The organism is Mycobacterium farcinogenes, from assembly GCF_019739075.1.
Lineage (GTDB): Bacteria > Actinomycetota > Actinomycetes > Mycobacteriales > Mycobacteriaceae > Mycobacterium > Mycobacterium senegalense.
The window spans coordinates 2,700,787-2,722,806 of record NZ_CP081673.1 but is presented as its reverse complement, the minus strand read 5'-3'; the positions used below and the strand labels follow the sequence as shown (position 1 = coordinate 2,722,806).

At 66.0% G+C, this 22,020-nt stretch carries 17 protein-coding genes and 1 tRNA gene; 8 read left to right on the top strand and 10 right to left on the bottom strand.

The genetic code is table 11. The features are described from left to right. Positions 1-43 precede the first annotated feature (43 nt). Positions 44-1,300 carry a formamidase gene (gene fmdA, locus K6L26_RS12870; protein ID WP_064899243.1) on the bottom strand — a complete coding sequence of 419 codons (1,257 nt, stop codon included), beginning with the start codon at positions 1,298-1,300 and terminating at the stop codon, positions 44-46. Between the two features lie 443 nt (positions 1,301-1,743). Between fmdA and K6L26_RS12865 the strand changes: the two genes are divergently transcribed. Both K6L26_RS12865 and K6L26_RS12860 read left to right on the top strand, forming a co-directional pair. Next, a complete protein-coding gene (locus tag K6L26_RS12865) occupies positions 1,744-3,678 on the top strand; it encodes an ABC transporter ATP-binding protein/permease (protein WP_064899245.1) in 1,935 nt (644 codons plus the stop codon). Positions 3,679-3,819: 141 nt separating this feature from the next. After that, on the top strand, positions 3,820-6,684 hold the full coding sequence (locus K6L26_RS12860) for an MMPL/RND family transporter (protein ID WP_036393737.1): 2,865 nt from the start codon (positions 3,820-3,822) through the stop codon (positions 6,682-6,684). A gap of 68 nt (positions 6,685-6,752) precedes the next feature. On the opposite strand, the gene K6L26_RS12855 is transcribed toward K6L26_RS12860, so the two are convergent. Further along, positions 6,753-7,316: a TetR/AcrR family transcriptional regulator gene (locus K6L26_RS12855; RefSeq protein WP_064899247.1), complete on the bottom strand. Its 564-nt coding sequence runs from the start codon at positions 7,314-7,316 to the stop codon at positions 6,753-6,755. An 87-nt stretch (positions 7,317-7,403) separates the two neighbouring features. Here K6L26_RS12855 and K6L26_RS12850 point away from each other — a divergent pair, with 87 nt between their 5' ends. Next, the gene (locus K6L26_RS12850) at positions 7,404-8,570 is read left to right on the top strand and encodes an FAD-dependent monooxygenase (RefSeq protein ID WP_064899513.1); all 1,167 of its coding nucleotides are present in this window, start codon (positions 7,404-7,406) and stop codon (positions 8,568-8,570) included. A 218-nt stretch (positions 8,571-8,788) separates the two neighbouring features. Here K6L26_RS12850 and K6L26_RS12845 read toward each other — a convergent pair whose 3' ends face one another. Next, a complete protein-coding gene (locus K6L26_RS12845; protein WP_064899249.1) occupies positions 8,789-9,130 on the bottom strand; it encodes a hypothetical protein in 342 nt (113 codons plus the stop codon). Positions 9,131-9,434: 304 nt separating this feature from the next. On the opposite strand from K6L26_RS12845, the gene K6L26_RS12840 reads away from it, so the two are divergent. From K6L26_RS12840 to K6L26_RS12830, 3 genes are all read left to right on the top strand, one after another. Next, positions 9,435-9,908 carry a hypothetical protein gene (locus K6L26_RS12840; RefSeq protein WP_064899251.1) on the top strand — a complete coding sequence of 158 codons (474 nt, stop codon included), beginning with the start codon at positions 9,435-9,437 and terminating at the stop codon, positions 9,906-9,908. A gap of 174 nt (positions 9,909-10,082) precedes the next feature. Further along, on the top strand, positions 10,083-12,548 hold the full coding sequence (ponA2, locus tag K6L26_RS12835) for a transglycosylase/D,D-transpeptidase PonA2 (RefSeq protein WP_064899253.1): 2,466 nt from the start codon (positions 10,083-10,085) through the stop codon (positions 12,546-12,548). Between the two features lie 120 nt (positions 12,549-12,668). Further along, a complete protein-coding gene (locus K6L26_RS12830; protein WP_019346827.1) occupies positions 12,669-12,824 on the top strand; it encodes a hypothetical protein in 156 nt (51 codons plus the stop codon). Positions 12,825-13,006: 182 nt separating this feature from the next. On the opposite strand, the gene K6L26_RS12825 is transcribed toward K6L26_RS12830, so the two are convergent. After that, the gene (locus K6L26_RS12825) at positions 13,007-13,609 is read right to left on the bottom strand and encodes a sensor domain-containing protein (RefSeq protein WP_080989432.1); all 603 of its coding nucleotides are present in this window, start codon (positions 13,607-13,609) and stop codon (positions 13,007-13,009) included. 288 nt (positions 13,610-13,897) lie between these two features. Then, positions 13,898-13,971, bottom strand: a tRNA-Ile gene (locus K6L26_RS12820). 121 nt (positions 13,972-14,092) lie between these two features. On the opposite strand from K6L26_RS12820, the gene K6L26_RS12815 reads away from it, so the two are divergent. Next, on the top strand, positions 14,093-15,115 hold the full coding sequence (locus tag K6L26_RS12815) for a threonine aldolase family protein (protein ID WP_064899255.1): 1,023 nt from the start codon (positions 14,093-14,095) through the stop codon (positions 15,113-15,115). Between the two features lie 81 nt (positions 15,116-15,196). Here the strand turns inward: K6L26_RS12815 and K6L26_RS12810 are convergent, their stop codons facing one another. From K6L26_RS12810 to K6L26_RS12790, 5 genes are read right to left on the bottom strand one after another with little or no spacing between them, the layout of a single operon-like run. Then, on the bottom strand, positions 15,197-16,024 hold the full coding sequence (locus tag K6L26_RS12810; RefSeq protein WP_064899257.1) for a carboxymuconolactone decarboxylase family protein: 828 nt from the start codon (positions 16,022-16,024) through the stop codon (positions 15,197-15,199). A gap of 23 nt (positions 16,025-16,047) precedes the next feature. Further along, positions 16,048-16,761, bottom strand: coding sequence for a YwaF family protein (locus K6L26_RS12805; protein ID WP_064899259.1), 714 nt, complete (start codon positions 16,759-16,761; stop codon positions 16,048-16,050). 1 nt (position 16,762) lies between these two features. After that, the gene (locus K6L26_RS12800; protein WP_064917735.1) at positions 16,763-18,124 is read right to left on the bottom strand and encodes a metallopeptidase TldD-related protein; all 1,362 of its coding nucleotides are present in this window, start codon (positions 18,122-18,124) and stop codon (positions 16,763-16,765) included. Then, a complete protein-coding gene (locus K6L26_RS12795) occupies positions 18,121-19,638 on the bottom strand; it encodes a TldD/PmbA family protein (protein WP_064899263.1) in 1,518 nt (505 codons plus the stop codon). The genes K6L26_RS12800 and K6L26_RS12795 overlap by 4 nt, the downstream gene beginning before the upstream one ends. A 36-nt stretch (positions 19,639-19,674) precedes the next feature. After that, the gene (locus tag K6L26_RS12790) at positions 19,675-20,229 is read right to left on the bottom strand and encodes a P-loop NTPase family protein (protein ID WP_064899264.1); all 555 of its coding nucleotides are present in this window, start codon (positions 20,227-20,229) and stop codon (positions 19,675-19,677) included. A 33-nt stretch (positions 20,230-20,262) separates the two neighbouring features. Here K6L26_RS12790 and K6L26_RS12785 point away from each other — a divergent pair, with 33 nt between their 5' ends. After that, positions 20,263-21,930 carry a sulfatase-like hydrolase/transferase gene (locus K6L26_RS12785; RefSeq protein ID WP_064899265.1) on the top strand — a complete coding sequence of 556 codons (1,668 nt, stop codon included), beginning with the start codon at positions 20,263-20,265 and terminating at the stop codon, positions 21,928-21,930. Positions 21,931-22,020: the final 90 nt, after the last annotated feature.

Here is a 22,020-nt window from a genome sequence, read left to right as displayed (position 1 = left end):
GCGCGGCGAATCGGGGTCCGGTGACGAGGATATACGTGCGCGGTCAGCTGAACGACGAGTGCGGCGCTCCGATGCCGGGGTCGATCTGCGTCGGCCCGGTCGCCGACGGAGTGACCGGAAAATCGAAGATGGCCGTCGGAATGTACACCGTCGCACAGGCATTCGGGATGTCGACGACGCCGGACAGCCGTCCCTCGATGGGTGCGGCGCCCAGCAGCAGATAGGCCTGTTCGGGGCTGTAACCGAATTTGGTCAGGTAATCGATCGCGTGCAGGCAGGCGCGCTGGTAGGACAGGTGCGAGTCCAGATACCGCTGCTCGCCGTCGAGGGTCACCGAGGTGCCGGAGAAAGCCAACCACTCCGAGTACTGCGGGTCGGTGTTGCCGGGCATGAAGATGGCGTTCTCGCTCACCCCGTAGGTCTCCATGCCACCGGGGATGACGTCGACGCGCAGGTCGATGAAGCCGCCCATCTCGATGGCACCGCAGAAGGTGATCTCACCGTCGCCCTGGGAGAAGTGCAGATCGCCGACCGACAGGTTGACCCCGTCGACGAACACCGGATAGAACACCCGGCTGCCCTTGGTGAGGTTCTTGATGTCCTGGTTGCCACCGTTCTCCCGGGGCGGTGCGGTGCGGGCGGCCTCGGCGGCGGCCTGGGTGAAGGCGTCCCCGGTCAGGCCACCCAGGATCGCGTCGCGTGGTTCAGGGGGCAGGGCCAGCGGCGGCACGCGGTCGGGATCGGTGGCGATCAGCGCGGCTTCGCGCGTGTTCCACTTGGCCAGCAACCCGGGCGACGGCGCGGTCCCCATCAGGCCCGGGTGCACGATGCCGGTGAACTCCACGTGCGGCACGTGACGCGACGTGGCCTTCTGCCCGGAGAAGTCCCAGATCGCCTTGTATGCATCAGGGAACTGGTCGGTCAGGAACCCGCCGCCGTTGAGCTTGGGGAAGATGCCGGTGTAGCCCCAGCCCTGGCCGGCCAGCGGCCCGGAGTCCTCCTGCGGGATCGGTCCGACGTCGAGGATGTCGACGATCAGCAGGTCGCCGGGCTTGGCGCCCTCGACGGCGATCGGCCCGGAGAGCACGTGCACCGTGGTCAGTGGGGCATTGAGGATGTCGTCGGCGGAATCGTCGTTGACGATGGCGCCGTCGAACCATTCACGGCAGTGCACCCGGAATGAGTCGCCCTGCTTGACCGTCACCGCGGCCGGGATGTCGGGGTGCCACCGGTTGTGGCCCAGCTTCTCCTGATCGGTGAACTTCTTGGTCGAGTCGAGCGGGAAGACAACCTCGGGCATCGATCCTCCTTCAGGGACGGGGCAACTTTTGATGAAGCGGGTTGGCGGTGACAATCTGTCGCCGGCCGCCGGGTGGTGGGCCGGAGGTGACGGCCGGCCGATCAGCGGTCGCGCGGGTGGCGTCCTGAAGCGCCATGGCAGACGTGTCCGCGCGGCTGAGGTTCGGTGAGGAGATCATGCGGCGGGCGGGCGCGCCGCAACTGGGACAGTCGATCGCGTCCGGACGGGCATTCATCGAATAGCCGCGCTCTATGGAGGAGCAGCCGGACGCACAGCGAAACACGTAGAGCACCAACAGGTTTCCTCACAATCGCCGAGCGGTGAGACGTATGCAACGGTACCTATGAATTCCGATCTTGGCGCGCGATCCGACTCAAATGCGGCGGATTGCGGTGGCTGCGGTAGCTTCACGCAGGTCCGTCGGCGGATCAGGAGGTCCCCTGGTGAGTGATCTGAGACCGTTCTCGCCCTCGATCGACTGGGGCACAGAACTACTGCACTCCCTGTGGTGGCTGGCTCAAGCCTGGACCATCACCGCGGTCTGCACCCTGGCGGTGCTGACCGTGCTCGCCCGGTTCACCACATGGGGCCGGCAGTTCTGGACCGTGACCGGCGCCTATTTCACCGGCCGGCACAGCCTCAAGCCGTGGCTGACACTGGCCGCGATGTTGCTGTCGGTGATCATCGGCGTACGCCTGGCGGTGTTGTTCAGCTATCAGAGCAATGACCTCTACTCCGCGGCGCAGGTCGCGGTGCAGGGCTGGGCCACCGGCGACGACGCGGTGAGGGCCTCCGGGGTGAGGGGCTTCTGGATCGCGCTGCTCATCTTCTCGGTGCTGGCCGCCATCCTGGTGACCCGGGTGCTGATCGACCTTTTCATGACGCAGCGCTTCATGCTGGCCTGGCGGACCTGGCTGACCGACCGGCTCACCGGCGACTGGCTCGACGGCCGCGCCTACTACCGGTCCCGGTTCATCGACCAGACCATCGACAACCCGGATCAGCGCATCCAGTCCGACATCGACGTGTTCACCGCATTGTCAGGACCACAACCCAACACCCCGCACCAGACCAGCAACGGCACGCTGCCGTTCGGGGCGATCTCCTCGATCGTCTCGGTCGTCTCGTTCACCTCGATCCTGTGGAACCTCTCGGGTGACCTCAATGTCTTCGGCATCGAGATACCGCGGGCGATGTTCTGGTCGGTCTTCGTCTATGTCGCCTTCGCCACCGTGATCGCCTTCGCGCTGGGCCGGCCGTTGATCCGGCTGTCGTTCAACAACGAAAAGTTCAACGCCGCATTCCGATACGCGCTGGTGCGCCTTCGCGACGCCGCCGAGTCGGTCGCGCTGTACCGGGGCGAGAACGTCGAGCGGTCACAGCTGCGGGAACGCTTCCGCGCCGTCGTCGCCAACTACCGGCACTTCATCAACCGGACCATGGTGTTCACCGGATGGAACCTGTCGATGAACCACATCATCATTCCGCTGCCGTGGGCGCTGCAGGCCCCCCGGCTGTTCAGCGGCCAGATCCAGCTCGGGACGGTCAACCAATCAGTGGCGGCGTTCGGCGCCATCCAGGATGCGTTGTCCTTCTTCCGCAATTCCTATGACACGTTCGCCGGCTACCGCGCCTCCATCATCCGTCTGCACGGGTTGGTCACCGCCGACGAGCAGAGCCGCGCACTGCCCCAGCTGGATGTCGCCGACCTCGCGGCGGGCACCGACGGCCTGGTCGAACTCGGCGACGTCGAGGTTCGCAACCCGGCCGGCGAGCAGTTGATCGAGGATCTGAGCCTGTCGCTGGGTGTCGGCGAGGCCATGATCATCACCGGCAAGTCCGGCACCGGCAAGACCACGCTGTTGCGCAGCATCGCCCAGCTGTGGCCCTACGCTTCGGGCTCGGTGCGCTGCCCGCAGGGGCAGAACGAGACGCTGTATCTGTCGCAGGTGCCCTACGTTCCGTTGGGCGATCTGCGAACGGTGGTGTCCTACCCGCACCAGCCCGGCGACCTGTCCGACGAGGCACTGCGAGAGGCCCTGCTCGCGGTCGCGCTGCCGCGCTACGTCGACCGGCTCGACGAGGACGGCGACTGGGCCAAGGTGCTCTCCCCCGGCGAGCAACAGCGGGTGGCATTCGCCCGCGTGCTGCTGACCAAACCCAAGGTGGTCTTCCTCGACGAGGCCACCTCGGCGCTCGACGAGCCGCTGGAATTCATGATCTACAGCCTGGTCCGCCGCGAACTGCCCGACACGGTGTTGGTCAGCGTCACCCACCGCACCACCGTGCATCGCCACCACAACACTCACCTGGAACTCCTCGGCGAGGGCCGGTGGCGGCTGGGACGCGTCGAGGAGGGCGAACCAGCCGGCGTGTAGCGCCTGCTGGAGGCGGCTGGCGGCCCGTTGCCGTCACCGGTCTGGTAAGACGGGTGAAACGACACCACGTAGTAAGGTAAGCCTTCGCACAATGCCCAACCGCTGCATGGTGCTCACCCCACCGACCACCAAGGGTTCCTGATGGCCGATTCCAGAGCTCCCCACACGGGGATCGCTCGATGGATCCGTCGATTCGCCATTCCGGTGATTGTCGGCTGGATCGCACTGCTGGCGTTTCTGAGCGCCACCGTCCCCCCGCTCGAGGTGGTGGGCCAGATGCGCTCAGTGTCGATGAGCCCCGACGAGGCACCGTCGGTGATCGCGATGAAGCGCGTCGGCAAGGTGTTCGACGAGTTCCACTCCGACAGCTCGGCGATGATCGTGCTGGAGGCCCAGGGGGACGGCAAGCTCGACGCTGACGCCCACCGGTTCTACAACGACATGGTCGACCGGCTGGAAGCCGACAAAAAGCACGTCGAGCACGTCCAGGACTTCTGGGGCGACCCACTGACCGAGGCCGGGGCACAGAGCAACGACGGTAAAGCGGCCTATGTGCAGGTCTACCTGGCCGGCAACATGGGTGAGGCGCTGGCCAACGAGTCGGTGGAGGCCGTCCAGAAGCTCATCGCAGAGCTGTCTCCACCACCCGGGCTCAAGGTGTACGTCACCGGGCCCACCGCCCTGGCCGCCGATCAGCAGATCTCCGGTGACCGCAGCGTCAAGATCATCGAAGGCGTCACCTTCGCGGTCATCATCACCATGCTGCTGCTGGTGTACCGGTCGATCATCACGGTGATCCTGGTGCTGCTGATGGTGGTCGTGGAACTGTCCGCGGCCCGCGGCTTCGTCGCGTTCCTGGGCTATCACAACCTGATCGGACTCTCGACCTTCGCGACGCAGCTACTGGTCACCCTCGCGATCGCCGCGGCCACCGACTATGCGATCTTCCTGATCGGCCGATATCAGGAGGCCCGCAGCGTCGGCGAAGACCGAGAACAGGCGTATTACACGATGTTCCACGGCACCGCGCATGTGGTGCTCGGCTCCGGCATGACGATCGCCGGTGCGACATTGTGTCTGCATTTCACCCGGTTGCCGTATTTCCAGACTCTCGGCATCCCGATGGCCGTGGGTATGACGGTCACCGTGTTGGCGGCGCTCACCCTGGGACCGGCGATCATCACCGTGGCCAGCCGCTTCGGCAAGGTGCTCGAACCCAAACGTGCCATGCGGATTCGCTTCTGGCGGCGCCTGGGCGCCTTCGTCGTGCGCTGGCCGGGTCCGGTGCTGCTCGGCACCATCCTGCTGTCGTTGGTCGGCCTGCTCACGCTGCCGGGCTATCGCACCAATTACAACGACCGCAACTACCTGCCCACCGACCTGCCGGCCCAGGAGGGCTACGCCGCAGCCGACCGGCACTTCTCGGCGGCGAAGATGAATCCCGAGTTGCTGCTCATCGAAACCGACCACGACGTACGCAATTCGGCGGATTTCCTGGTGATCGACCGGATCGCCAAGCGAGTCTTCGAGGTGCCCGGAGTCGGCAGCGTGCAGGCCATCACCCGCCCGCAGGGTGAACCGCTGGAGTTCAGCACCATTCCGGCCCAGATGAGTATGGGCGGGGTCATGCAGACCATGAACCGCAAGTACCTCACCGACCGCGCCGACGACATGCTGCTGCAGGCCGACGAGATGCAGAAGACGATCAACACGATGGATCGGATGATCGTGCTGATGCAGGAGATGAGCGGGATCACCCACAACATGGTGGGCAAGATGGACACGATGGTCCTCGACGTCAAGGAACTGCGGGACCACATCTCCGATTTCGACGACTTCCTGCGCCCGCTGCGCAACTACCTGTACTGGGAACCGCACTGCTACAACATCCCGGTGTGCGCGTCGATGCGTTCGGTGTTCGACGGCCTGGACGGTGTCGACACGATGACCGAGAGCATCGAGCAACTGATGCCCGACATGCACCGCCTCGACGAGCTGATGCCTCAGATGGCGACGATGATGCAGCCGCAGATCGAGACCATGCGCACCATGAAGACCATGATGCTGACCATGCATCAGACCCAGAAGGGTCTGCAGGATCAGATGGCGGCGATGCAGGAGAACCAGACCGCCATGGGTGAGGCGTTCAACGACGCCAAGAACGACGACACCTTCTATCTGCCGCCGGAGATCTTCAACAACGCCGACTTCAAGCGGGGCATGAAGAGCTTCATCTCCCCCGACGGAAAAGCGGTGCGCTTCATCATCTCTCACGAGGGTGACCCGCTGACGCCGGAAGGCATCAAGCTCATCGACGGGATCAAACTGGCCGCCAAGGAGGCCATGAAGAACACCCCGTGGGAGGGCTCGAAGATCTACATGGGCGGCACCGCCTCGGCCTTCAAGGACATGCAGGAAGGCAACAACTACGACCTGATCATCGCCGGCATCTCGGCGTTGTGCCTGATCTTCATCATCATGCTGATCATCACGCGCAGCCTGGTGGCCGCCGCGGTGATCGTCGGTACCGTGCTGATCTCGCTGGGGACGTCGTTCGGGTTGTCGATCCTGGTGTGGCAGCACCTGCTCGGGATCGAGTTGCACTTCATGGTGATGGCCATGGCGGTGATCGTGCTGTTGGCCGTCGGCGCGGACTACAACCTGTTGTTGGTGGCGCGGCTCAAAGAGGAACTGCCCGCCGGAATCAACACCGGCATCATCCGCGCCATGGGCGGCAGCGGTTCGGTGGTGACCGCGGCGGGTCTGGTGTTCGCGTTCACCATGATGTCGATGGTGGTCAGCGAGATGATCGTGGTGGCCCAGGTCGGTTCGACGATCGGGTTGGGCCTGCTGTTCGACACTTTGGTGATCCGGTCGTTCATGACGCCGTCGATCGCGGCGCTGATGGGCCGCTGGTTCTGGTGGCCGCAGCTGGTGCGCCAGCGCCCGGCCCGCGGCGTGGTGGCACGGGCGATGGAACGGGAACGGCAACAGTCGAACGCGTAGCAGTCAACGCCCGGGGCAGCAAGGCGGCGGATTGCGGTCGCTATTGAGCAGCAATCCGCCACATAGGTCTAGGACGCCACTGATGCGGCGATCAACAGCTCGGCGGCGGCGTCGACCCGCTCCCGGTCCGCGGTGACCAGGCCGTCCTGGCACAGCCCCCGCAGGCCCGAGACCACCAATGTGGCACGCGCACAGGCTTTGTCGCTGGGGTAACCGATCGCCGACAAAGCTTGCGCGATCGGGGCGATCATCACCTCGACCGCGGTGCGGGCCGCCTCGCCATAGGTCTCGGGATCGGTGACCGCCAGGCTGAGGACCTGTAGCAGCAGGCGCACGTTGCGACGTTCGCCGCCCCGGGTCAGTTCCCGCCACAGTGCGCGTGCGGCGGCCACGAATTCGTCCGCGGTGGTGATGCGGGCGAACATCTCCCCCAGCTGCGGACGGCTCGCATCCAGTGCCTGGGCCAGCAGTGCGGCGCGGTCACCGAAGTAGTACAGCAGCATGCGCTTGCTGGTGCCCAGAGCCTGGGCCATCGGCGCGAGTGACATGTCGCCGATGCCGTGCTGTTCGAGATACTGCACGACACCGTTCAACAGCTCTTCGCGCTTGACGGGATCTGCTGTCCTGGCCACCCCTTGACCGTACCGATCGGTACATCTATAGTCAATGATGTATCAATCGGTACAAGTATTGCGGATCGAGGAGGTCTCATGACCGGACTGCGCGTGGCCGTCGTGGGTGCCGGCATCGGCGGGTTGACCGCCGCGCTCGCCCTGCGCGCCAATGGAATCGACGCGACGGTGTACGAGCAGGCGCACGAGCTCAAGGCGCTCGGCGCCGGGGTCTCCATCGCGACCAACGGATCTCGCATCCTGACCACGCTGGGGGTGGGCGATGCAGTGGCCGCGATCGCCGGTCCGGTCACGCACTATCAGTTCCGCACCTGGCAGGCCGAGCCGATCGCCGGTGAACCGTCTACCCTCGGATTCGGAGACCCGGCGCGCACCTGGTGCCTGCACCGCGGCGAGTTCCAGAGGGTACTGGCCGAGGCGCTGCCCGCCGAGGCCCTGCGACTCGGCCGCTCCTGCGTCGGAGCCACCGAGCATGGCGACGGGGTACGCGTCGAATTCGCCGACGGCACAACCGCTGACGCGGATCTTTTGGTGGGCGCCGACGGTATTCACTCCCGTCTGCAGGCCAAGGTGACGCACCCGGCGGCGCCCGTGAGCGAGGGAATCATGGCCTACCGCGGGCTGATTCCCGCCGACCGACTGCGTGACGTCATCGATATGAACGCCAGCTCGATGTGGCTGGGTCCCCGGCAGAGCTTCCTGGCCTACCCGGTCTCGGCCGGCGACCTGCTCAACATCGTGGCATTCGTACCGACCAACCTCACCGTCACCGAATCCTGGACCGCCCCTGGTGATGTCGCCGAACTCGCCGACGCCTACCGGGGCTGGGACCCGACCGTGCTGTCGATCATCGGGGCGATGGACACCACATTCCGGTGGGGCATCTACGACCGTGAACCATTGGACCGGTGGTCCACCGACCGGATCACGCTGCTGGGCGACAGCGCCCACGCGGTCACGCCGCACCTCGGGCAGGGCGCCAATCAGGCCATCGAGGATGCGATGACGCTGGCGGTCGTCCTGCGCGACGCGCGGGCCCACGAGCTCAAGGCGCGGCTGCGTCGCTACGAAGATCTGCGCATGGCGCGCACCCGACACGTGCGCGATCAGGCGCGCGCCGCCGGGAGTATCTACCGCTCGACCGACCTCGCTCCGCTCACACAGGCAGAGCAACTGCACAGCATCCTCGACAGCGTCGCGATCAACACCTACGACGCCGAGCGGGTCGCCCAGGACGCGGTGCGCGCCGCCTGAACCCGCTGCCGCGCCAGCTGTTCGGCCTCCTGCGGCGTGACCAGGCGCTCCTGACTGGCGGGATAGCGCCGGCTCTTGATCGGGCACCGGATCAGCGCGAGGGCGATCCGCGCGGGGCGCGCGTCAACTGTTCGGCTTATGTACAAGGCAGTTCACTCCGTTCCGCTGATCGGTCTTTCTCGGCTGTGTCGGATACACGTGCTTCGGCGACATCGGGTTCACGGTTCCCCGGGGAGCATCGGCACCCCAGGGATCATCGGGTAGGCGCCTGCCGGTTGTTGAACCACGGCGGCTGGTGGGCCCGCGCCGACCGGCCCGCCGAGCGCCGGCTGATTACGGTGGCCTCCGGTCAGGATCGACAGCAGGGACGCGTAGTTGTCGATGGCACTGACCAACGCGCCCGGATCGAACGGCACCGCGGGCGCCTGATCGTCGGTGGCCAGCGGTGTCCGCGGCGCGGCTGCCGCCGCTCCGTTGCTCATGGTCAGGACCACCAGTGCGCCCGCGGCGCTCAACGCCGCGTGCCCGAGAAGCCGGCCCAGTGTGGTGGTCGCAGACATGTCACCTCCCGATCTGGCGTGAGTGCATCGGTTGCACTCGAGTCACTTGGGAAACATTGGTCTACAACGGTCACATTTGGGGCACGACACCGTCACGAATCGCACCCTATGGCGTGGCTATGCCTTTGCCAGGCGACGGCTGTGAGAGTCTGCCGCGCCCCCGCGGCGCCCAGTAGGGCCGACGGTTGCGGCAACCGGCGTGAATCCTTCTTGCCAGAGGAACTACTTGGCATTTACCGCGTCAATATTTCCCGACTAACTTTGCTCACATTGGTACCGTGCGGCGAGACGAACGGGGAGGCCCATGACGAAGCACACCGCAACCTGCCTCATCGGGGCTCTGGCTGTCGGCCTGGCGGCCACGGCGTGCAGCCCGGTGACCGAGAAGGCCGAGGCGACCACGACGACGGCCCCGGCCGCCACCACGGCGGGAGACCGTGCGGCGCTGGCGTCGCTCTTGCCGACACCGACGGACGTGCAGCAGAGCAAGGGCCCCGATGACATCGCCGACGGCGGTATCCACTTGCACTACCAGGTCAACGGGTCACCGAACGACGTGATGACCGCCTACCAGAACGCACTGCAGGGCAAGGGATGGGCGCTCACCACGATCATCAGCTCGAGTGGTGGCGGAGGCGGTGGAGCCACGTATACCGGAACTCACGGCGACGCGTACGGGGTGTTCGACGGCGGCGGATACGCCAACACCACCTACATCGACGTCTGCACCTGGGCGGCCAAGCCGGCGAATCCCAACTGCAGCCGCGGCGATCGTTAGCGACGCCCTTTCGCGCCGGTTGCGCGCCGGACCTTCGCAACACCGGAGCTCGCGCGGGCCGATTCGGTTGTGGCGCGCCGGCCAACGTTATGACGCTTCCGAAATCACAACGTAGCCAACGTGTTGCGTGGGATCTACCCATCGCCGACCGGTAAACGCCTTACGCTAGAGGGCATGTCCGGCCCGCCCGCGGGTTCGCGGTCTACGGTTGCCAAGCTGGCGATGCACTGTGTGCTGGCCGGCTTGCTGGTGGCGGTGTTGATGTTCCCCGTCATCGGCGGTGTGGGAATCATGACCGCACGACTGTCCGACACGGTGGCACAGGATTCGGCGCAAGTGCTCGAAGGCGATGCGCCGATCGTCACCACCATGGTCGACGTCACCGGCCAACCGATCGCGTGGCTGTACGAGCAGCGTCGATGGATGGTGCCCAGCGAACGCATCGCCGACACCATCAAGCTGGCGATCGTTTCCGTCGAGGACAAGCGCTTCGTCGAACACAACGGAGTCGACGTCCAGGGAACGCTGAACGGCCTGTTCGGATACCTGCGAGGCATCGAGAACGTGCGAGGCGGATCGACCCTCGAACAGCAGTACGTCAAGAACTACAACCTTCTGGTCAAAGCGAAAACCGACGCCGAGCGCCGGGCCGCCGTCGAGATCAGCCCCGCCCGCAAGCTGCGTGAGATTCGGATCGCACTGGCGATGGACAAGACGCTCCCGAAGGGCGAGATCTTGGCCCGCTATCTCAATCTGGTCTCGTTCGGCAACGGCGCCTTCGGCGTTCAGGACGCCGCGCGCACCTATTTCGGCGTCGACGCCGCGGACCTCACCTGGCCGCAGGCGGCCCTGCTGGCCGGTGTGGTGCGGTCCACCACCGCGTTGGATCCCTACACGAACCCCGACGGCGCCCTCGCGCGACGCAACCTCGTGCTCGACACCCTGATCGAATACCTGCCGGACCGGGCCGAGGAACTCCGCGCCGCCAAAGCCGCACCCCTTGGCGTGCTTCCTCAAGCCACGCCCCTCCCCCAAGGGTGCATCGCCGCAGGGGACCGCGCCTTCTTCTGCGAGTACGTCCTGCAGTACCTGGCACGCGCCGGCCTCACCATGGAAGACGTCGCGCGCAACGGGTATCTGATCCGCACCACGCTGGACCCCAAAGTTCAGGACAGCGTCAAAGCGGCGCTGAAGAAGTACGCGAACCCCGACGCCGCCGGTGTCGCCAGCGTGATGAGCGTGGTCACACCGGGCAAGGACACCCACCGAGTGGTCGCGATGGGTGACAGCCGCACATACGGACTCGACCTCGATGCCAACCAAACGGTGCAGCCGCAACCTTTTTCGTTGGTCGGTGACGGTGCCGGATCGATCTTCAAGATCTTCACCACCGCCGCTGCCATGGAGATGGGCATGGGCATCAACACTCAACTCGACGTCCCCGGGACATTCATGGGCAAGGGCCTCGGAAGCAGCGACACCCCAGGGTGCCCGAGAGAAACCTGGTGTGTGCGCAACGCGCACGGCTTCCGCAGCCCGCTGAACGTCACCGATGCGCTGGCACAATCGCCCAATACCGCGTTCGCCAAACTCATCTCCCAGATCGGGGTGCCCCGCGCAGTAGACATGGCGGTGCGACTGGGACTGCGGTCCTATGCCGAACCCGGCAGTGCGCGCGATTACAACCCCGACAATCCCAACGAGAGCATTGCCGATTACGTCAAGCGGCAGAACATCGGATCCTTCACGCTCGGCCCCTTCGAACTCAACGCACTCGAGTTGGCGAATGTGGGAGCGACCCTGGCCTCGGGCGGTATGTGGTGCCCGCCCAGCCCGATCGACAAGATCTTCGACCGCCACGGACGTGAAGTAGGCGTGGAAACGATGCCCTGCGATCAGGCGGTGCCCGAGGGCCTTGCCAACACGTTGGCCAACGCCCTGAGCAAAGACCACACGGGGGGAACGGCTACCGGTGCGGCGAGTTCAGTGGGCTGGAAGCTGCCGATGTCCGGTAAGACCGGCACCACCGAGGCCCACCGGTCATCGGGCTTCCTCGGATTCACCAACCAGTACGCGGCGGCGAACTACGTCTTCGACGACTCCTCCTCACCGTCGGGGCTCTGCTCATACCCGTTGCGAAAGTGCGGCGAGGGCACCCTTTTCGGCGGAACCGAGCCGGCGCTCACGTGGTACGCCGCGATGAGTCCGATCGCCGACACGTTCGGTCCGATCGCCCTGCCTCCCACCGACCCGCGATACGTCGACGGCGGCCCCGGCGGGCAGGTGCCGAGCGTCACCGGGCTGAAAGTCGACGAGGCACGTAAACGACTGTTGGACGCCGGTTTCCGAGTGGCCGACAAAACCGCATCCGTCAACAGTGAGGCCACCAAGGGTTCGGTAGTCGGTACTACTCCCAGCGGCAGGACGATCCCCGGCTCGATCATCACGATCAACACCAGCACGGGGTACGTGCCGCCACCGGTCTACATTCCTCCACCCGACCTTCCGCCGCCTCCACCAACCCTCGCCGAGCTGGGACCACCGCCACCGCCGAATGTCATCGAGATCCCCGGGCTGCCGCCGATCACGCTGCCGGCGCCCGCTCCGCCTCCGCCACCACCGCCGCCGCCCCCGGCCTGACTCCGGTGCGGCGCGACGATGCTGTCGGCGCCAACACATCCGACGTTTGAATATCGACGGAACGGGCAATTCCTGTCGCCGACAGCCCCACCGGGGGTTCCTACGTCGGACGGATTGACCATGATCGTGCTCGGCATCATTCTTCTGCTGATCGGCTATTTCGCCGGTATATCCATCCTCTACACCATCGGCGGGATCCTCGTGGTGATCGGTCTGATCCTGTGGATCCTCGGCGCAGTCGGCCGGCCCGTCGGCGGTCGAAAAGTCTGGTTCTAGCGCTACCCGGGCAGACGTCTCTGCCCCGGCGTCACAGCGAACGTCGGCAGAATTCCGGTGAAAACCGGATGCTTCTGCCGGCGTTCGCGTTTCGTCGTCCGCCCAGCCGGTGAGGCGTTCCTGGCCGTCGATAAACATCGCACGCAACCGATTTCGCCGTCGGCAGCGTAGTCGGCACGGACCTAGGACACGATCGGCGGTGCGTCGATGCGCGCCGAGATCTGCTTGACGATGTTGACGGCCGAATCCGCCGGCTTGGCGCTACAGGTGTTGACGTCGACCACGATGTTGTTGTTGGCGGACAACGCCCGACCGCAGGCCCAACCACCCGCCTGCGCATTGGTCTGGGTGGTGATCAGGCTCAGCACTCCGCCGTCGGTGGAGATGGGACCGGCCTCCCAATTCGTGCCGGTCTGAGTGTGGGTGTAGCGCTTGCACGCCGGCCACTGCCGAACCGAGGCGTCATAAAAGGCTTTGGCCTGATCGGCGTCGACGAATCGAACCACCGCCTGCTTTGCGTAGTGCGCGATGACGTCAGGCTCGCTCAACGTCATCTCCTGCTCATCGGTGAATCCACTGTCGGCATACACCGGCGCCTGCGCGGCGCCGTCCACCGCGAGACACTCTCGGGGCGCCATGGTCCCGCTGTCGTCGGACATATGCGAGTCGGTACCGCTGACGGCCATTCCCCCGGCCGCCATTGCCGCATTGATCTGTTCAGGGGAAAGCAACAATCGGGGCAATGTTTTTTGTCTCAGTGGAGTCGGTGGAAACGACGTAATCATCGGTCGTGCCGATGTGGTCTCGGCCGCCTGTTCTGTTGATTCACCGCACCCCGCGGCAAGGGCACAAGCAGCGGCGATGATCACCGTCCTCGTCACAATGCGCATTCGTTATCCCCTCATTTCTGCGCTGTCAGATCTGAGTTGTTGTGACTTTGGCCAAAATGGTCAAATCCAGGGAAGCAACGATGTCGTACTCAAACGTACGACATGAGTGATCACGTTCGAAGACTTTTCGCAACCGTTACCGAAACACCACAACTTCGGGGCGGAAGGTCGTCCGCTGATGAGTGGGGCGGGCGGGGCTCGAACCCGCGACCTAGGGATTATGAGTCCCCAGCTCTGACCAACTGAGCTACCGCCCCTGCACGCACCTGCGCGGCAATATGGTCGCACACGCCACGAGCCCAAATACCAATCAGGGGCTGCGGGCAGGCCCGGCACTGATCTTCATGGGCGCCGCGGGGTCGGTGGGATCATGGCGACGTGCTTTCTCACGTGTTCGCCTCGGACAATGCCGCACCCGCACACCCCTCGGTGATCGCCGCGATCGCCGAGGCCAACAGCGGCGCGGCCGCGTCCTACGGCAATGACGACGTCACACGTCGCGCTGCCGAGGCCATCAAGGCCACGTTCGACTCCCCCGACGCCGACGTGCTGTTCGCGCTGACCGGTACGGCGGCCAATGTCATCGCGCTGGCCTCGGCAGTGCGGCCCTGGCAGGAGATACTGTGCAGCGACATCGCGCATTCACTGGTCGACGAGGCCGGTGGCCCGGTCCGGTTGTCCGGCGCCGCGGTGACGCCGCTGCCCAGTGACAACGGCCTGATCGACCCGGCCCGGCTGGATGCCGCGGTAACCCGCCGCGGGCCGGTGCATCACTCACATCCACGCGTCGTCACCATCACCCAGTCCACCGAGAACGGCCGCGTCTGGACCCCCCAAGCCGTCAAGGACTTCGTCGAGCACGCCCACGATCTCGATCTCCTCGTCCACGTCGACGGCTCCCGTATCGCGAATGCGGTTGCGGCCCTTGGCACCTCGCCCGCCGACGTTGTCGGCGACGCGGACATCATCACCGTCGGCGGCACCAAGAACGGCATGTTGATGGGCGATGCGGTCCTGGTGCGCCGGCCCGAGTTGTTCGACGGGATCAGCTTCGTGCAGAAGCAGATCGGGCAGCTGGCCAGCAAGCAACGTTTCGTCGCGGCCCAGTTCGAGGCCATCCTGCGTGACGGGCTGTGGCTGCGGACGGCCGCACATGCCAACCGGCTGGCCGCGCGCCTCAGTACGGGGTTGCGGGCACTGGGCCTGAGGCTGGCCGCACCCACCGAAGCCAACGAGATTTTCGTCGACCTCGAGCCCGACGCCTACGCGGCGGTCTCCGCTGAGTACGCCGTGCACCGTCCCGACCCGGGGCTGCCCACGGTGCGGTTCGTGTGTTCGTGGGCGACCACCGAAGCCGAAGTGGACCGCGTGCTGGGAGTGCTTTCGTCGATTTCTACCTGAGGGCGGTGGTTTCGACGCGGCGGCAATCCTCTGGTGGAAAGCGGCGCGCACGCCGGGCGGGACCCGAAAGCTGGGCAAGCCTCAGCTGTAGATCGGCTGCCCGTCGGCCCCGAGCCGGTATTCCTCGGTGCCTTCGTCGACGCGGGCCGCGTCGGCGCCCAGGGCCACGGCCACCTTGTTGCACGCGTTGCGCATCACGTCGAGGGTCAGTTCGATCGCCTCGCCCTCGGAAAAGTGTTGACGTAGGTCGTCGCCGGACACCTGGGCGGGTGTCCAGATGAGCGCGTCGACGTAGCGCAGTGCCGCCTTGTGCCGATCGGACAGGTCGGAGTTCTCGAAATCGTCGATGGCGTCGTAGTCGGACTCAGTGGCACCGGCCTCCAGCGCCGCGGATTCCCGCAGTGACTTGCACAGCCGGCAGTTGTGCTGGCGCGCCCCGCGCAGCCGCACGATCTCGGAGGTCACCGGATCCAACTCGCGCATCCGGCCGACAGCCGGCACGAAGGTGTCCAGCACATGGTCCGCCGGATTGGTGTCGTGGTCCCAGACGACCGGGTCATCCGGCCATCCCACGCCGAGGACGGACAACCCGGCGCGCATTCGCGGCACGAAGTCGGCCACATAGATCAGCGTCGCCACGGTGAACACGTCAGGTCCGAGCAGGTCGGAGAAGGCGGCCCGCTGCGCGTTGTTGATACCGGTGACGTCGATGCTGAACTGCTCGGCGAACTCGGTCACCATCGGGTCGACAGCACCGCCTCGGGTCTCGGCGGGCAGCGGCGGCAACCCCAGTGTCAACGCACAAACCTCGCGCACCGCGGCGTTGATATCGGCCAGCTTCGGAGGCGACATCGCCACCAGGTGCGTCAACTCATCGAGCGCTTCGGCAGACACACCGGCAGTATCCATCACCGCAGGCGACGTCGTGGGGGTTACTCGGGCGTAGCCCGCACGGCCCTTCGCGATCGCCTTACCCACGGCCACGTCATAAGTGCCCACACCCCTGCCACCAGGGCGCTGGCCACCAACACATAGACCGGCCACGGTCCCATCAGATCCAGCAGGGACACGGTCGAGGGTTTGGCGTTGAGGAAGCCGTAGTTGGTTCCGGCAAGGGCGTTGAACGCCATGGTGACCACGGCCCACACCCCGGTCACCGCCACCACGAGTCGATAGTCACGCCAGTTCGGCCACATCCCCCGGCCCCAGGTCAAATAGATCGCCGCCCACACCACGAGCAGGTGGACCGACCAGAAGGCCAGGAACTCGTAGTGCGGGAAGTCGGGGCTCTTGAGGACCGGTGAGACGAGCGCCTGTGTGCTCAACACCAAGCCCCAGTAGTAGGTGAGCACGAAGGCCCAGTGCCGTTGCGACCACAGTGCATACGCGCCCGCCACGGTCGCCAGATCGGTCAAGCGCAACGGCACGGAGCGTTCGACCGACGGCGGGATGAGCGTATAGACGAACATCGCGACGTAGGTCGCCGCGGTCACGGTTGCGAGGACCCGGCCCAGTACCCGTGCCTGGCGTTCGTTCTGGCGACGCCCGAGCCAGACCAACACCACTGCCCCGACGACGAATACGGCGATGGCGGCCCAGTGCGACGGACCGTACGTCGTGAATTGCCGTTGGGACAACACCGTCAGCTCATTGTGCCTGGCTCACCGAGGACATGTGGAAATCAGGGATCCGCAGCGTCGGCATGGACGCCCGGGTGGCCCAGTCGCCCCACTCGCGCGGCAGGGTGACCTCGCTGACACCTGCCTCCGTGGCGCGCCGCAACAGGTCCAGCGGGCTCTCGTTGAACCGGAAGTTGTTGACCGCGGCGGTCACCTCACCGTCTTCGATCAAGTAGACACCGTCGCGGGTCAGCCCGGTCAACAGCAGCACGGTCGGGTCAACTTCGCGGATGTACCACAGTGTGGTCAGCAGCAGGCCGCGCTCGGTGCCGGCGATCATATCGGCCAATTCGACTGCGCCACCGGTCATCAGCAGATTGTCGGCGGGAACCGCCACGGGCGCACCGTATTCGGCAGCCACCGCGCGCGGATAGGCCAGCGCATTGACCACGCCATCGCGAATCCAGTCCACCCGGCCGATGTCCATGCCGTTGTCGAAGATCGACACCCGCTCCGAGGAACTCGGCACCGCGACGAACGGTTGGCAGGCCAGCTCGCCCGCGAACGGGTCGGAGTACAGCGTCAGGCCCAGTTCAGTGAGCTTCTCCCCCACTCGCGTCCCACCGGGTGCCGACAGCGCGGTGCGCCCCTCCTGTGCGCCGCGACCGTCCATCGCCCAGGTCAGGTAGATCATCATGTCGGCCACCGTCGAGGGCGGCATGAGCGTCTCATAACGGCCGGCCGGCAGCTCGACTGTCCGCTCTGCCCACCCCAACTTCAGCGACAACTCATCGAGCAGCGAATCCACCCGCACATCAACGAAATCCGGGGTGCTCACCCCAGCCCAGGCGCTCGCCCCGTTCCGCTTGGCGTTGATCTCCACCGAACCGGTGGGCTGGGTGTAGCGGCGACGCAGGCCGGTCGAGGTCGCCACGAACGTCGTCTCCATGACATGGCGGGCATAGCCGTAGAGCTGGTCGGATCCGGCGAACCCTTTGGCCAGATCACCGGCGATGCCGGTGAAGACCTGCGCACCGGTACCCACCACCGGGGCATCCCAGTCCGCAGGCACTCCGGTGCCCGCCAACGGCGCTGCGGCGTCGCGCGCCTCGGGTGAGGCCAGCGCGGCGCGCTCCGCGGCGGCCACCAGGTCCGGGATCACCGCCGGATCCACTTCAGTCGAGCGCACCGACCCGACATGGGCCGCCTCACCGCGGCGCACGATCGAGATCACCGTGATGGTACGGCTGACCGTCTCGCCGTTGGTGGTCATCGAATTCCCGGCCCAGCGCAGTGACGCGTCGGCCCGGTCGGTGACCAGGACGGTGGTCTCGGTGGCAGGATCGGCCGCGCCCAAGGCGATGTCGATGACCTGCTGTGCGCCGATCATCGGCCGCCCTCCGTCCGAGTGTTCAGTACGTTGATGCCGCGGAACAGCGCGCTGGGGCAGCCGTGACTGACCGGGGCCACCTGCCCGGGTTGGGCCTTGCCGCAGTTGAACGCCCCGCCGAGGCGCCAGGTCGACTTTCCGCCGACGGCTTCCATCGCCCCCCAGAAATCGGTGGTGGTCGCCTGATAGGCCACGTCCCGAACCTGCCCGTCGAGCCGTCCGTCGCGGATACGGTAGAACCGCTGGCCGGTGAACTGAAAGTTGTACCGCTGCATGTCGATCGACCAGGATTTGTCGCCGACGATGTAGATGCCGTCGGACACGCCGGAGATCAGGTCGTCGGTGCTGACGTCCTCGGGGCCAGGCTGCAACGAGACATTGGCCATGCGCTGGATCGGAACATGATGCGGCGAGTCGGCGTACGAACAGCCGTTGGAGCGGGCCTCGCCGAGTCGAGGTGCGAACACCCGGTCCAGCTGGTAGCCGACGAAGACCCCGTCGCGCACCAGATCCCAACTCTGCGCCCGCACCCCTTCATCATCGAAACCGACGGTGGCCAAGCCGAATTCGACCGTGCGATCGGCCGTCACATTCATCACCGGCGAGCCGTAGCGCATGATGCCGAGCTTGTCCGGGGTGGCGAACGACGTGCCGGCGTAGGCGGCTTCGTAGCCGATGGCCCGGTCGTATTCGGTGGCGTGGCCGATCGATTCGTGGATCGTCAGCCACAGGTTGGACGGGTCGATCACCAAGTCGGTGGGACCGGCGACCACCGAGGGCGCCTTGGTCTTCTCTGCCAGCAGTGTCGGCAGCTCGGCGAGCTCAGCGGTCCAGTCCCACACCTCGTCACCGGACAGCGCTTCCCAGCCGCGCGCGGTCGGCGGGGCCAGCGTGCGCATGGTCTCGAACGACCCGGCCGCCGAATCGACGGCGACCGCCTCCATCGTCGGCATCACCCGCACCCGCTGCTGGGTGATCGAGGAGCCGAACGTATCGGCGTAGAAGGTCTGCTCCTTGACCGCGTGCACTCCGGCCGAGACATGGTCCACGCCGTCGGCCGCCAGCAGGCGCCCGGAGTATTCGCCGAGCAGGGCGATCTTGTCGGCGGCAGGGACGACGAACGGGTCGACGCCGTAATCGGAGACCCACGACACATCGGTGTAGACCGGTTCGCCGGCCAGCTCGATCCGCTCGGCATTGAGCGGCGCAAGCGTGGTGGCCACCTGCACCGCCCGACGAGCCGTCTGCGCCGCCACCTCGGGCGCCAGCTCCGCGTGGGAGGCGAAACCCCACGCACCGTCCACGATCACCCGCACCGCCAGACCTACCTCGCGGTTGACCACCGACATCTCCAACTCACCGTCGCGCAATTGGATGATCTCGGTGGTGATGCGGTGAATCCGCAGATCGGCATAGCTGGCGCCGGCCGCGACCGCCGCGGACAACGCCGCGTCAGCCAACTCGGACCGGGGCAGCTCCAGGAAATCGGCGTCCACGCGTCGTTGAGCTGTCACGCCCCCACGGTAGCGGCGCCGCGGAGGCGGGTTGGTTCAGGTGCGCGCAATCCGGCTCAACCAGGCGTCCACGTCGCGGTGCCGAGTGAATCGGACGATGTGCAGGTGAGGCAACTGCGGTCCCAGCGTAGGGATGGTGTCGCGGAGCTTGTTTCGGGTGCGGAATCCCCAGCGCAAGATGTGGTCCGGGTCGGTGAAGATGGTGCGCAGCGGCGGTTCGATGTTGCCGTTCCACAGCTCGAGGCGGCCGACACGCCTGCGCACGGTGCGACGCGTCAACTGGCGCATCGCGACCGGGGTGGGCAGGTCCAGCCACAGCAGGGTGTCCGCTCGCGCCAGGATCTGGCCGCGCACAGCGCGGTACTGCCATTCGATCACCCAGCAATCCCCGGCGATGAACTGTTCGACGTCGTCGACGAATGTGGGGCGAGGTTGCCATCCCGGTCCGTGATACAGGCTGTCGATCTCGACGTACGGCAAATCGAACTGGTGCGACAGTCGCTTGGCGAGCGTTGTCTTGCCCGACCCTGTCGTCCCGGCGACGGCGATACGCCGCGGCTCCCAGGTCACCGAATCTTGAGCCGTCAACACCAGACCGATCGTAACGAGGCATACCGTGGGGACATGACGAACCTCAGCAGGCGGACAGTCCTGGGTGGCGCGGCGGCGGCTGCCGGTGCGGCCGCGGTGGGATTCAGTGGCTATGAGCTGTTGGGGCGGCGCACACCGAGTGCGGCCGGCCGGCCCAACATTCTCGTCGTCATGGTCGATCAGATGCGGGCCCCGCAGTGGTTCCCCGATGCGCAGCAGCTCGGTGCACTGCTGCCCAATCTCGACCGGCTACGGGCCCGCAGCACGTCCTTCGCGTCGCATTACAGCGCGTCGAACATGTGCACGCCGTCGCGCGGAGTGCTGACCACCGGGCTGTACTCCCATCAGACCGGCTGTCTGTACACCGGCGAAGGCCCCACCGAGTCGACGCTGGCCGCCCGGTTCCCCACCTGGGGCACGATGCTGCGCGACGCCGGATACCGCACCTGGTGGTGGGGCAAGTGGCATCTGGGCAGCGCGGCCGACAACACTCAAGACGGGCTGGACGTCCACGGGTTCTCCGGCGGCACCTACCCGTCGCCCAACGGTGCACCGAATCAAGGCCTGCAACAGGACCCGTCGATCGTCGACCAGTTCACCGGGTGGTTCGATGCGCACGCGAACGACGGCCCCTGGTGCACCACGGTGTCGTTGGTCAACCCGCACGACATCTGCTGGTGGCCGAAAAACCCTCTGCCGGAAGATGTTCCGCACGTGTTCGACGGCAAGCCGGTCAACTTCGAGACCGCAGAGGATCTGCGTCGCCGGGGCAAGCCACAGTTGCAGATCGACTACATGAACTTCATGTCGCCGCTGATGACCGGCGCGATGGACTACGCCGGGCCCGAGGCGGCCGCACAGTGGGCGCGGTGCCTGGACATGTACCTGTGGCTGCATCAGCAGGTGGATGCCCAGATCGGCCGGGTGCTCGACACACTCGCCGCCCGACCGGAGATCGACGACAACACCATCGTGGTGTTCACCTCCGATCACGGCGAATACGCCGGCTCGCACGGTCTGCGTGGCAAAGGCGCCGCAGTCTATGAGGAGAGCATCCGGGTGCCGCTGTACATTCGGGATCCGTTCGGTCAGCTGACCCCGACTGCCGGCGCGACCCGGACGCAGCTGACGTCCAGCGCCGACCTGGCGCCGCTGCTGCTGACCATCGCGCACGGCGGGCCCGGGTGGCGGTCCGACTCTCGCTATTCCTACCTGTCGGGCCGTGCCGACATCGCGGGGATCGCCGCCGACCCCGCTGCGGCCGGCCGGCCGTGGATCGCACACGCCACCGACGACATGTCGGTGGAGGAAATGGCCGCGTTGATGAAATCCCCACTGGCGAAGAAGTTCTTCGGCGCTTCCGCTCCGCCGACGGAGATCCCGACTTCGGCACCCAGCCACATCGTCGCGGTGCGGACCGCGCAGGCCAAGCTCGGCATGTACACGTACTGGAAGCCCGGCAGCATGGACATCGACACGTCGCGACCGATCCATCACGAGTTGTACGACTACACAACCGATTCAGGGCGGCAGGAGCTCGACAACCAGGCCGGCCGCAACCCGAAACAGGCCGACCTTCAGGCGCTTCTCGATCACGAGGTGATGCCCGAACTTCGGGCGCCGTTGCCGAGTTTCCTGAACGAGGCGCAGGAGCAGGGGTTGGCGAATATGAAGGAGCTCGCCACGCTTCGCGGAGGCTGAGCCGACCAAAGCAGCACGGAGGCTGAGCCGACCAAACCAGCACGGAGGCTGAGCCGACCAAACCAGCACCGAGGCTACGGCTGACGTACT

Bases quoted from the DNA above. Each gene is read 5' to 3' on its own strand.
- fmdA (WP_064899243.1), bottom strand. From the start codon at position 1,300: ATGCCCGAGGTTGTCTTCCCGCTCGACTCGACCAAGAAGTTCACCGAT.
- K6L26_RS12860 (WP_036393737.1), top strand. From the start codon at position 3,820: ATGGCCGATTCCAGAGCTCCCCACACGGGGATCGCTCGATGGATCCGT.
- K6L26_RS12845 (WP_064899249.1), bottom strand. From the start codon at position 9,130: ATGTCTGCGACCACCACACTGGGCCGGCTTCTCGGGCACGCGGCGTTG.
- K6L26_RS12840 (WP_064899251.1), top strand. From the start codon at position 9,435: ATGACGAAGCACACCGCAACCTGCCTCATCGGGGCTCTGGCTGTCGGC.
- ponA2 (WP_064899253.1), top strand. From the start codon at position 10,083: ATGTCCGGCCCGCCCGCGGGTTCGCGGTCTACGGTTGCCAAGCTGGCG.
- K6L26_RS12830 (WP_019346827.1), top strand. From the start codon at position 12,669: ATGATCGTGCTCGGCATCATTCTTCTGCTGATCGGCTATTTCGCCGGT.
- K6L26_RS12825 (WP_080989432.1), bottom strand. From the start codon at position 13,609: ATGATTACGTCGTTTCCACCGACTCCACTGAGACAAAAAACATTGCCC.
- K6L26_RS12810 (WP_064899257.1), bottom strand. From the start codon at position 16,024: ATGGATACTGCCGGTGTGTCTGCCGAAGCGCTCGATGAGTTGACGCAC.
- K6L26_RS12800 (WP_064917735.1), bottom strand. From the start codon at position 18,124: ATGATCGGCGCACAGCAGGTCATCGACATCGCCTTGGGCGCGGCCGAT.
- K6L26_RS12785 (WP_064899265.1), top strand. From the start codon at position 20,263: ATGACGAACCTCAGCAGGCGGACAGTCCTGGGTGGCGCGGCGGCGGCT.